The organism is Pseudomonas sp. N040 (assembly GCF_015637705.1).
GTDB lineage: Bacteria > Pseudomonadota > Gammaproteobacteria > Pseudomonadales > Pseudomonadaceae > Aquipseudomonas.
Genome location: NZ_JADOBE010000001.1, coordinates 178987 through 190845 on the forward strand (window position 1 = coordinate 178987; position 11859 = coordinate 190845).

Genomic DNA, 11859 nt, shown 5'->3' on the forward strand with positions numbered 1-11859 from the left:
GGCATATGGAGCTTAAAGAATTCCCCATGCTGTCCGTGGATGTGCTGGCTCTTTCAACCAAAGAGTCTATAGACGGCTTTTTAACAGGACAGCCGATTTCTCTCCAAAGCTACCAAGATGAATGGCTTGCTGTTCAGGGCAACGAAAGTATCAAAGTGAAATGCTCTGCGGTAACACAAGATTTGTTTAGCAGGCTGGTGCTTCGAGATCAGGTGCGCTGGCTACTAACCAGTAAGGAGAACACCAAGCAGAGTAGCAAGCTGCTGGTGCAGTACTGTGCACCTGTTGAAGTGACAGCCATGCAGCTTGAGATTGGGGTCGATGAGCTGATTGCAGACGACCTCTACAGCAAGCATGAAATCCGGGATAAGAACCTAGCCTCGGCCTGCCAATGGTTAACAGATCAGTTCCTTGTGAGCGGCCTTGCCGAAGGCAACTGGCTGACGGTTGCCCGTTTCAGTAATAGCGCCACGAAAGGAGGCTTCCAAATCCTTGGCAAGGGTTGGCGTGCTGATGTTGAGCAACAGCAGAACGGCGGGCTTCTGATCAAACGCATTACGCGTCACTCGCGTCGAGACGGGGCCTTCTCATTACTGATCGGCCAATTCGAATTTCGGGATGTCTCTGTTGCGACGGTTCTCAATAGTCCCAGCCAACAAGCCTTGCTGAATGCTGCGTTGCGAGACAGTGCCACTTATCTGGAGCTGTGGAATCTCTATAACGACAAGGAGTGGAAGAGCGCGTTAAAAAAGGCAGAAACCTTACGCTCACTTCGCTTCGTTCAATGGGAGGGTATTGAAGAAGGACGTGAGAACGTATGGCGCCTGACTCCGAAATCTCAGGACGACTACCAGGAATTCCGTGACCGTTGGCGAAACCTTGAGCTGCCAGATAACACTCAGGTTGATCTCGGTCTGGAACCCCCAGACTGGGCGGAAGAACTGGCTACGGATGAGACAAATGCCGACCAGAATATTCCGCGCGGCACCATACGTTTTGAACGTGAAGGTGTTGTTTTTAAACCGACTACAACCCGGCGCGGTGTTCGCCTTAAAAAGCCTGATGGCTGGATGTACCTGTCACTGGCCGGAGACAGGACTATCGGTAAAAGGCGCCACGCGGCCAAACAATCGATTGATTCGGGCAAACGACTTCCGCAATTAAAGTGGTTACTGGAAGGCGTGACCGTACCAGCTTCAAGGCGCCGGCCAATTAATGGATTGACGCCATATGCACTGGAAACCTTTAAAGGTGGAAAGCCGACAGAGAAGCAGGCGCTTGCTCTGGATACCGCACTCAATACTCCCGACATGGCCGTCATCATTGGCCCCCCTGGAACCGGAAAGACGCAGGTGATCGCAGCATTACAGCGACGTCTGGCGGAGGAAGCTCAAGACAGGAACATTGCTGCACAGGTTCTGATCAGCAGTTTCCAGCATGACGCCGTGGACAATGCACTGGATCGCAGCGACGTGTTCGGATTGCCCGGAGCGAGAGTGGGCGGTAAGCGCGGAGCGCAGGATGATGGGCCCGTGATTGATCCATGGCTGGATCGTCAGGTCAATCACCTGCAGGAGAAGGTTGCAGAGCAATACAGCAAATACCCCGAATTGGAGCGACTCAGGGATCTATCAACCCAGCTGGCTCTGGCCAGAATTTCCGGTACTTCACCAACCCTTCAAGCCGAGACCTTCGCCAGTATTCTGGACGCATTGCGTGAGCTGAGTGACAACGGCCTCTCGTTGAAACTAGAGCTTGAAAGTCAGATTGAGGACCATATCGAGAACCTGCAAAGGCAGAACCCGGGAACGAAATCGAGTGCGCAGCATGATCAAGCCTTGAGACGAATCCGTGCGTTAAGGGTTGAGAGAAGCTCATTCAACGATGATGGTCCAGATCGCGCCTGGGACTTGTTTAGCTGGTTGAAGCGCGACAACACCTACACGAGTAATGATCTGCTTTCCTTGTTGCAGGATGCAGCGGATAGCACGCAGCCCCCAGACTCCATTTTGCATGATTTGGCAGTCTGGAAAATCCAACTACTCGATCAGTTCATGCCCGATTACCGGCCGGCAGAATTGAGACACCAGGTATCACCTGAGGGGTTGGCGTTGCTTGATAAAATTGATCGCGAACTTAAGGACAGACTTAGCGAGCGAAAGCTTGGCGTGGCCTGGGTACTGGAGCAGCTTGCAGACAGCCTAGAGATGGATCGAGCGGCTGCACTGGCAGTCGTGCACGAGTACTCCATGGTAGTAGGTGCCACTTGCCAGCAGGCAGCAGGCAAGCAGATGGCTAGTCTTAAATCAGTTTCTGGCCTCGACAGTACTGACATTGAGTTCGATACCGTGGTGGTCGATGAGGCTGCCAGAGCCAATCCGCTGGATCTTTTTATACCCATGGCCATGGCCAAGCGCCGAGTGGTGCTGGTAGGTGATGACCGGCAGTTACCGCACATGCTTGAGCCGGACATTGAAGGTCAACTGCAAGAAGAGCATCAACTGACTGAACTTCAGTTGGTGGCCTTCCGTTCCAGCCTTTTCGAGCGCATGCGCGTGAAGCTGCAGGAGCTTGAGAAAATAGACAACATTCGCCGCGTAGTAATGCTGGATACCCAATTTCGCATGCATCCACTGCTCGGTGAGTTTGTCAGTAAGCAGTTTTATGAAGCCGTGGGCCTTGGCCAGATTCACTCTAAGCGATGCGCGGATGATTTCGCATTTTCAGAAGACTTTCTTAGTGCTCTTGGCCCGCTGGCATCCAACTATCGTGACCGGGTTTGCCAATGGATTGATGTGCCCGCCTCTCAGGGTAAGGATCAGCGCAGGGGTACAAGTCGGATAAGAGAGATTGAGGCAGAACGCATCGCGGATGAGGTAGTCAGGCTGCTGAGGGCAGGAGGCGATGGCCTTTCGATCGGTGTGATTACCTTCTATGCACCCCAGCGAGATCTGATCATGGAAAAGCTTTCTGAGCAGCGCATTGACGAGATGCCGCTGATGGAGTTGCGGAACGGTGCATACGAACCCCATGAGCATTTCAGATGGGCCCGAAAAGTACGCGGGGATGGTTCTGTCAGTCTGGAAGAAAGATTGCGGGTGGGCACAGTCGACGCCTTTCAGGGTAAAGAGTTCGATGTTGTGCTCCTGTCCTGCGTTCGGACCTATAAGCCTTCAAAGCCAGGGCAGGAGAGCGACGATACCGCAGCCCGCGAGAAACAACTTAACCGGCAATTTGGATTTTTAAGGTTGCCCAACAGGATGAACGTGGCCATGAGCCGTCAACGGCAAATGCTGATCTGTGTCGGCGATGCAGCATTAGCCACGTCGGCTGAGGCGCAAGAGGCAGTACCTGCGTTGGCAGCATTCCATCAGATGTGCGGAGGCGCGCATGGCAGCCTTCGTTGAGTCCGGCATGTTTCTAAAGTTTGGTTCAAAACCGAGAGGCAAGATAAGGGCGGTGCTTTGGCCGGTACTGGTGCATCGCGTTTTGTATCCGGACATCAAACGGACGTCATTGAATCTATTGCAACGCGCGGTGCTTGGTTTGATTCGTGCCAAAACAGTACGCGCAGATGATCTTGCCTCGTTAACTGGTCTTCACCTCAACCTGATCAAGTTGATACTGGCGCAGGGAGTCAGTAACGGGTGGCTGGTTGATAACGCTGATGAACTGACACCCAACGGTAATAAATTGCTGAATGACGAGGATTTCGACGAGGCCAATATGAAATCCGGCTATTTGCTGCAGGATGCGCTAACCGGACGGTTCTGGCCTCGTTTTGTTGTACAGCTTAGTCAAATGGAGCCTATAGACCAACTGGCCCGCTTCCCCGAGTTCGTGGAAGAGCGAAAAAAAGGCAAAAAGATCAGCCCCTTCATGCTGGCTGCCAAGCGTACAACGCTGCCCGAACTCGACCATGAGTCTTTGATGCTTGTCTACCGTGATTACCGTGAAGATTATCGCGCGAGCCAGCAGTTGGGACAGTCGGCTCATTTGCCAGAGCAAATCAGCTTGCAGGGTGTTCAGCGTCTGGATGCCTCGACTCAGCCGGCCCGTGTTCTTGTTTGGGTGTCAGCCGATGAGGACGGGTTGGGACTTTGGTCGGTCAAGGACCCCTTCGAGTTCCGAGGCAATGCATGGTGGTTGCAAGAGACACTTATGCAGGCAATTGAGGATCATCCACACCTGCTCGCCCATCTTGAGTCGCTGGTAAGCATTCCGCGAATCGATAACCAGAGTGTTGAGCAATGGCTGGAAGCACTGCACAAACAGACTGAGCTTCAGGTGTTGATTGAATACCCTTGGGTTGAACGCCAGCCCGATATCAAAAGGCATCTGGCTGCATTGCTGGTGCGAAGGGAGAAACTGCTGCAGGGCGATACCAGTCCGCAAGAGTTAGATGCCGCACTGGTGGAAAGTCAGAAATTGCTGGAAGTGCTCATGCAATGGCTGATTCGTGCTTATCCGGCTGACGTAGGGCTGTTACCAAGTCAGCAAAGAGCCGACTACAGGCTTAATCAGAGGATTCTCAATGCGTTGCAGATTCCTGCATTAACTGTGGGCGTGATTAGTTTACTGGCAAGGCAGAAGCTTGATCAGGTGATTCGAGCCTGCTCCAAACCAGTCTCTTCGCTCAAGGCTCTGCTATTTGCTGCCGTCATGGGAACGTTCAATGAACCTGGACACCCGTTCAAGGTTATGGGCCCTGCTGAATTGCAGCTTGAGAAGCTGCTGGATCTGGCGGACCTGCGGAATCAGAGCAGCCATGCCCAGAGCAGTTTTACTGGAAAAGAACAAACCCAACTCACGGAGCGTATGGCATTGGACAGTATCCAGTTCGCCCTGAGCTTCACCGCACAGTTTAAGGAATGGATGTAATGGGTAAGAAGAGCGCGAATAAGTTTGGCCCTCAACAGGTGCCTGTAGCTGCTACGGTAGTGCCACGTCCTTCGCTGGAGAAGCAGCTACATACTTGGGAAGCTTCATTTGAGAGCGCCTCCAAGGTTTACCAGTCGTTCGATATGAGCATGGACATCCATGTGGAACAGGACTGGTTACGCAGTGTTCTTGAAAGGTTTCAGGCCGATGGGGACACTGATCTAGCACGCTGGATTGAGCGATTCGCAGATTTCAGCAAAGAGTTGGTTAAGTTCAAGGATCGTTTACACGAGGAGTCCGCAGAACGCTGGGAGCAGGCAAACAGCCTAGTCGCCGGTATCGGCGCAAGGGAGCAGATACTTGCCGTGCAACAGGACACGTTCGAGGCGGGAAAAGCAGCCTTTGACGATGCAAAGGCTGCTTTAGTCGCCGAGCAAGCACAGTTGGCCCGCAGAAAATCAGAACTGCTGGATGCCGAGCGCTCACTGAAATTGCGTGAAGCTAACGCTCAAGCCGGTTTTGTTGAACAGAATGAACAGGCATTACGCCAGCTTGAGGAGCGTCAACATCAACTTATCAAGCAACAAGAAGGCTTCCTGCAAGACGTGCAGGATGAAAAGCGCAAGCTTGATTCCGAATTAGCACAAGCTGCCCGGCGCTTGGCTGAGATCAAATACAGCTGCTCCGAGGAAGAGTCTGAGCGCATAAAGCGGCTTGATGATCGTGAACATGAAATCAAGCAGAGCAAGATGGAGCTTGATCGTGCGCGCAGTCGACAGGATCGAGAGTGGGCTGATATCAAATCTGCAGAGGCCAGCCTTGAACATCGTGTTGCAGCTGAAATTGAAACGGAGCGTGCCAGCCATGAGCATGCATTAGCAAAGCTCGAACAGCAGCGTGACAACGCATGGAAAAAGGCAGAAGCCCTCAAAGACAAGCTGTCGAATATGCAGGAGCTGGCCCAGGTACTCGGCGAAAGATCTGCGGCCGATATCCTTGAGGAACTTGATGTTCTGAAGCATGACAACGTGACGCTGAAACGTAGTTTTGAGCAGTCGGATACTTCAGAGCTGCAGCGGGAACTCGACTACCTTCGCAGCAGCAAGGCTGATCTGGAGCGTGATCTTTCTGTGATCAGGCCCGAGCTGGATGAGTGCCGGCGCGAATTGAGCAGCAAACGTGTTGCTTCGACTGAACTTGAGGCGGTGGCGCGGGAAAAGCGCGTGCTTGAGCAACACAAGAACACACTAACTGTGCATATTGATGATCTGGAAAGCCGGATCGACCAACTGACCAATGCCCAGAAAACTCAAACGCCGTTCCCGGCCATGTCTCTGATGGATGCTGAAAGGGAATACCGGGCAAGTATGGAGCTTGAATCCGTACCAGGACTCAAACAGTTTGCAGAAGAGTTACAACACCGAATTGCCAGTGCAGAAAAGCCTGTCGAGTTGTTTTATCCACTTGAAGATATTCGCTTACTGCTTGGCGGCTTGGCCATGAGTCAGCTACATGTGTTTCAGGGAATTAGTGGTACGGGCAAAACCAGTCTGGCAAAGGCCTTTGCCAAGGCCATGGGAGGTTTCTGCACCGATATTGCTGTTCAGGCAGGTTGGCGTGACCGAGACGACTTGCTCGGCCATTACAACGCCTTCGAACGGCGTTTTTATGAGAAGGATTGCCTGCAAGCTCTTTACAAGGCTCAAACGCCGCGCTGGCGAGATACCTGCAACGTGATTCTCCTTGATGAGATGAATCTCTCGCGCCCAGAACAATACTTTGCAGAATTCCTTTCGGCCCTAGAGAAAAACAATCGGGATGAACGCCTGATCAGCCTGGCAGAGACGGCCATGCCCAATGCTCCAATGATGTTGCGGGAAGGGCGCAAAATTCTTGTGCCCAACAACGTTTGGTTTATCGGAACCGCCAACCATGACGAAACTACAAACGAGCTTGCAGATAAGACCTACGACCGTGCGCATGTGATGACCCTGCCCAAGCAGGACCACAGTTTCACTATCAAGCACTACGATCCTGCTAGCTTCTCGTATACCTCTCTGAACAAGGCATTCGACGAGGCATGCAATAAACACCGCCAAGAAGTCGGTGATCTGCTGAAATGGCTCAGTGAGGACGACCTGACCGCGCGACTTGAAAAAGATTTCGGGCTAGGCTGGGGTAATCGCTTTGAGAAGCAAGCGAAGAGATTTATTCCTGTGATCAAGGCGGCGGGGGGCTCCGAGGGAGAAGCTCTGGATCACCTGTTGTCCACGCGTGTCATGCGCAAGGGTAAGGTTACCGGCCGTTACGATGTGAGCCTTGATGCTCTGAAAACGCTACAGGATGCATTGCTTTCGTTCTGGGATGCCTCCGGTCTTGATGGTGTGCCAGAACGCTGCAATCAGCTGCTGGAAGTCGACATCCGCCGCCTAGAAGGCGTTAGCTGATGTGGCTGGACCGACTGACAGGAAAGCCGCTGCGTGACCTTCCGGAAAAGGTTGAGCCTGGTCGATATTGGGCAGGCTCAACCGGGCTGACACTGAATGGCCATACGCCCAATTTCTCGGGCATTTTGGTAGAAGATGAAGGGCAGCGGTGCCAGCTAAATGATCAGGTTCGGTCGTTCGTCCTGCCAAGCCAGATTGATGTTGCAAGCACCGAGCTTTTGTTCAAGGCAATATCCACGCTCGATGCTTATCATCAGCAGGCCGACGCACTGATATCCCCGCTTATGCCAGCTGCGATTGTCGATGATCAAGGGCACCTCCAGCCGTTCGAGGAGCAGTTGCTGGAGGTCGTAAGTAAAGGTCATTTGCATCGAATTTCCCAACACCCCCGGCTGGACATGCACTATGAGGATGAAGTCACGGATATTGCTCGCGCTCGGAAGCTTTCCAAAGGAGCACTGGTGCATCTTGCGTCCCACTCGGAGTGCTGGCAGCGTCAAACACTCAGTGGAGTTATCCCCAGAAAGGTTATGGCCCGATTCAGCCAGGACGATTTCGGTATCTATGAAAACCGAGTATATGCAAGGCTACTAGACAAGATTGACAGATATCTTCGAGTCAGACTCTCAACCCTTAGCAGCTTGCATGCGACCCTTGAACAAGCGATGGAGTTTTACAAATCTGCAGACATAAACCATCGACTTGCCCACGCGGTATGTGATCTATGGGGCATGACCTTTGGAGATCAGATTAAGACCAGCAATGCTTCTAATCTTTTGAATAAATCACTGGAAGAGCTGCAGAAGCTTCACAAAACCATACGCCAGTTGCAGCAAAGTGGTCTGTATACGTTGGTTGATCGCAACGCCCGGGTCGAAAGCGCTCTTCATCGCACAAATATTCTTAGCCATGACCCTGACTACAGGCATGTGGCGACGCTATGGGACCTTTTGGGGCGAACCCAGGGGAGTGTCGTTGTTACTGCCGAGGAACGTTTCAGGAAGAATCAGCAACTTGCCCAGGCATATTCGAGTTATACGGGCCTTGTAATACGCAGGGCACTGCAGCCTTATTTGGGCGGAAATAAACAGGGTATATGGGGTGGCAGAACTCTACAGCTTCGCCAGAGTGGTCTGGAGTGGGAACTACTGAGTACCGGAGCCGGCTCATCTGAGGATGAAGTGTTACTGACAGTAGTTCCCTGGCTGACAACTGGTACACCCTCTGAGCAAGCAATGCCTGCCAACCGTTTCATAGCCTGGCCAGCGATCGGCCAGGACCTGCCGGAGGATGCTTTTTCTGGGCAATGGGTGCCATTGTCTCCTTCAGACATGTACTGCGAGGAGAGATTTGGATTGCTGATTGATCGCACTCTGCAGCGCCTTTTGTTGGAAAATTATGGCCAGCCGCTGGAGAAAGTGCCGACGGCTGTGCTGAGTCTTGCTGAGGCTTTACCGGCGATTCGCGTTGACCTGAAAGCCAAAACGTTACAGCTCAAGGAAATGCTGGCAGGCGAACCCCTCAATGAGCTCCAAGCGGCATTGAAGTCTGCCAACGCATTACGACTAGGTACTGACTTGCTAAGGTGCAACGAAGACATTATCGCATTGCAGATATGTCCGGTATGCAGGAACAAAGTACGCTTGGTTTTCCAGGATCCTTCTGGCTTCAAAGCAAATTGTGACGAATGTGGGACGGAGCGATATCTGCGAGGCCAGAAGGGCCAGCGTGAATATGAGCAAAAAGTTGCTGGAAAAAGAGATTTCCGGACATTGGGTCGCAGGGGGTGGGCGATGCTCATTGAAACACCCAAACTTGTCGATTAGAACCGCACCTGGCTCACTAGACACTGGCTGCTTCCGGTTGCTCGAAGCACCCAGGGGGTTGTCAGCGCAGGTCTTACAGACTCGGGCCTCAACAGAGAAGAACGACGTCTACTCGTCCCACTGATTGTCGTCATCCAGATCGCGATCTATCCCGCCAGCATCCCGATCCCAGGTTCCATCGTTGTCGGTATCACGGTCTATTCCCCCGGCTCCCTTATCCCAAGTGCCATCGTTATCCAGATCACGGTCGATGCCGCCCTTGTCGTAATCCCAGATACCATCATTATCGGTATCACGATCAATGCCACCCTTTTCGTAGTCCCAGACGCCATCGTTATCGAGATCACGATCCTGGGCTCCGGCGGTCCCTGCAAGCAGCAGAACGACAAGGCCTATGCTGCGTAGACAGATCGGATCCATGATTTTTCCTTTGCGCAGAAATGACCATTGCACACCCAAAACACTGCTGCCTTGGTCGACAGGCAGAGGAACGGTAATGTTGTCATTCTTGACGTATACAGGCTGTTTGCGCGCACAGGTAAAGTTATCGAGCAGGGCCGGGCGGGTGGTACTCATGCCTGCACAACAGGGAAACAGGCATCGCCCCAGAGGGTATTCGGATTGTCCAGCATGATCTCGATCACCAACGGCACCAACTTGCCCAGAAAGCGCGCGCAATCGCGAAGCTGGTCTCGGTTTACCTGACTGCTCCAAGTGGCCCCGCCATGCATCATCTGGTTGCGCAGCACGTAGATGCGGTTGAACACCACCGCAAGGACTTCGGCCGGGTTGCCACCGGCCAAAGCCATGCTGGCTGACCGCTTGCCTGTATCGAAACGGCTCTGCCAATCTTCCGCGCTGATCCGGCCGCGCTGGAACTCCCAGAAGCTGTGAAACACGAAGGGATTATCGAGCAGTACACGGATACTGCCGGAAAACTCGTTCCAGACCAGTTCACTGATCCGGGACTGAGTGTCCAGATCGCAAAGCTTTTTCAGAAACGCTTTGAAGGTCTCTTGCTCAGACAATCGCGAGTTCTCGTCGATCTCTGTGGCATAGGCAGCATTGAAGGCAATCCAGAGAAAGATGAAGCGACTGTCGTCATCTTCACTGCTTTCCGCCTTACCCAGCCAACTCAGGGCGCGGTGCACTCGCAACGCCAGATTTGGGGGATGGTTTTCCCTTTCTTTCCGTTGACGCGCCTTCAGTTCTTCATGTCTCACAGCGTGCTCTTTATCTGGATGCCAGATGATAGGGTTTGGTGGCGAAGTCAAACGGTGACTAGCAATAGCAGCATAGCCTGCAGGACTCTCAGTAAACTCTGACCGAGATCATTACTTACAGGGGCGACTCTTTTTTCTTAAAACCGCCTGATTTTGGGCACTCACTCTCCGCTATTAGGGTATTGGTTCAAAGGAGAGTTCTAAGTCTGGCCTTTTTCACACCCGCCCCATTACCGCCGCTGCATTCGCATCGATGATCGCCACCCCAAATACCAAATCGCTATCGAGCAAATGGCCTGCCCTGCTCGCGCCCTTGCGGCGCCAAAGATAAAGCATCCAAGGTGCAATAAAAACGGGACAGTTTTTTCGACTTCCATGTGGAGTCCGGAATTAGTTGGCCAAAAAAATAACTCGTTTTCTCATGCCATTTTGGGTTGAGAACTTTCCCGCCACACCAAAGAATAAGCCTGTCATTTGACCTAGACATCAGCAGTCAACCGATATACCAGCGCCTAAAGCGATCTAACAATAAGCAACGCTGGCACCAAGCGATCATGAGGTTATGCATGTTTAACGACTGGAAACTATTGGCTGGAAAAATAAGTGACCGTGAGGTATCCAAGCGGTTTGGCATTGGGTCGAGCACCGTACGGCGTTACCGACTTCGTCATGACATTACTACCTACGACCCTCGAAATATTGATATCCCAGAGGCACTAAGAGAGCAACTGGGGACAAGGAGCAATTACCAACTGGCTCAGGATTTCAAAATCCCGACCACCCACATTGCAGACTTAAGAGCCGAAATTGGCGTTCCGGAGCCGAAAGTATTCAGGGCTCCGTTTAAGCCGCTGGAAGAGGGTATCTGGACCGCCGAAACGCTCGCCCTGTTAGGAACGATGCCTGATCCAGCGCTGGCCGACCGCTTAGGCGTCAGCAGCTTTCCAGTGAAGAAAAAGCGACATGAACTTGGAGTCGCGCCATATCAGACTTCTTATCCTGAGATTACAGCTGAGCTTGCCGCAGAGTTTGGCATAAGCTCTGACAGAGCCCTTGCCACGCGCTTAGGGGTATCCGCAAGCTTCATTCGCCGGGCTCGATTGAAGTGGTCGGAAAACCATTAAGCTTTCTGCGACTACGTCCCGCGATACCCTGTGTAATTACCCCTGCATGCCCATTGATTGCGCCCAACTTGACCAATGGTAGAAAAGAAGTGCTACCAGCAACTCACAGCCCGCTCTTGTTTGGAGTTGAACGACTTACCGCTTAATAGCGGCATTGAAGGGAACAAAAACGCAGAATTGGACAAAAATAATCTCGGCCTGTTGTTCGTCGGAAATTATCGAGGCAGTTTTTTACTAAGCCACATCACTCATTCGCGCGATCGGTTAAAAAAAATTCATTTTTCTGAAATTTTTGCTCGAATTTGGGCACTGCAGCTCCGCTATTAAGATAAATCACTCAATAGCGGAGTACATATGC

The 11859-nt window shown here is 52.3% G+C and carries 7 protein-coding genes; 5 read left to right on the forward strand and 2 right to left on the reverse strand.

The window, feature by feature from the left end; genetic code table 11:
* The first annotated feature begins 5 nt into the window (after positions 1-5).
* From ISX93_RS00805 to ISX93_RS00820, 4 genes are read left to right on the forward strand one after another with little or no spacing between them, the layout of a single operon-like run.
* Entirely contained in the window at positions 6-3407 is a 3402-nt protein-coding gene (locus ISX93_RS00805; protein WP_195776786.1) for a DEAD/DEAH box helicase, read from the forward strand.
* Positions 3391-4881 carry a hypothetical protein gene (locus ISX93_RS00810; protein ID WP_195776787.1) on the forward strand — a complete coding sequence of 497 codons (1491 nt, stop codon included), beginning with the start codon at positions 3391-3393 and terminating at the stop codon, positions 4879-4881. The genes ISX93_RS00805 and ISX93_RS00810 overlap by 17 nt, the downstream gene beginning before the upstream one ends.
* Complete coding sequence (locus ISX93_RS00815; protein ID WP_195776788.1) at positions 4881-7328, forward strand: AAA family ATPase; 2448 nt, start codon at positions 4881-4883, stop codon at positions 7326-7328. Before ISX93_RS00810 ends, ISX93_RS00815 begins: the two co-directional genes overlap by 1 nt.
* The gene (locus tag ISX93_RS00820; RefSeq protein ID WP_195776789.1) at positions 7328-9154 is read left to right on the forward strand and encodes a hypothetical protein; all 1827 of its coding nucleotides are present in this window, start codon (positions 7328-7330) and stop codon (positions 9152-9154) included. The genes ISX93_RS00815 and ISX93_RS00820 overlap by 1 nt, the downstream gene beginning before the upstream one ends.
* Positions 9155-9262: 108 nt before the next feature.
* On the opposite strand, the gene ISX93_RS00825 is transcribed toward ISX93_RS00820, so the two are convergent.
* Together ISX93_RS00825 and ISX93_RS00830 are read right to left on the reverse strand one after the other, a co-directional pair.
* On the reverse strand, positions 9263-9730 hold the full coding sequence (locus tag ISX93_RS00825) for a hypothetical protein (RefSeq protein ID WP_229731963.1): 468 nt from the start codon (positions 9728-9730) through the stop codon (positions 9263-9265).
* Positions 9727-10377 carry a HEPN domain-containing protein gene (locus tag ISX93_RS00830; protein ID WP_195776790.1) on the reverse strand — a complete coding sequence of 217 codons (651 nt, stop codon included), beginning with the start codon at positions 10375-10377 and terminating at the stop codon, positions 9727-9729. The genes ISX93_RS00825 and ISX93_RS00830 overlap by 4 nt, the downstream gene beginning before the upstream one ends.
* A gap of 566 nt (positions 10378-10943) precedes the next feature.
* Here ISX93_RS00830 and ISX93_RS00835 point away from each other — a divergent pair.
* Positions 10944-11501, forward strand: a complete 558-nt coding sequence (locus tag ISX93_RS00835; protein ID WP_195776791.1) for a hypothetical protein — start codon at positions 10944-10946, stop codon at positions 11499-11501.
* Positions 11502-11859 lie beyond the last annotated feature (358 nt).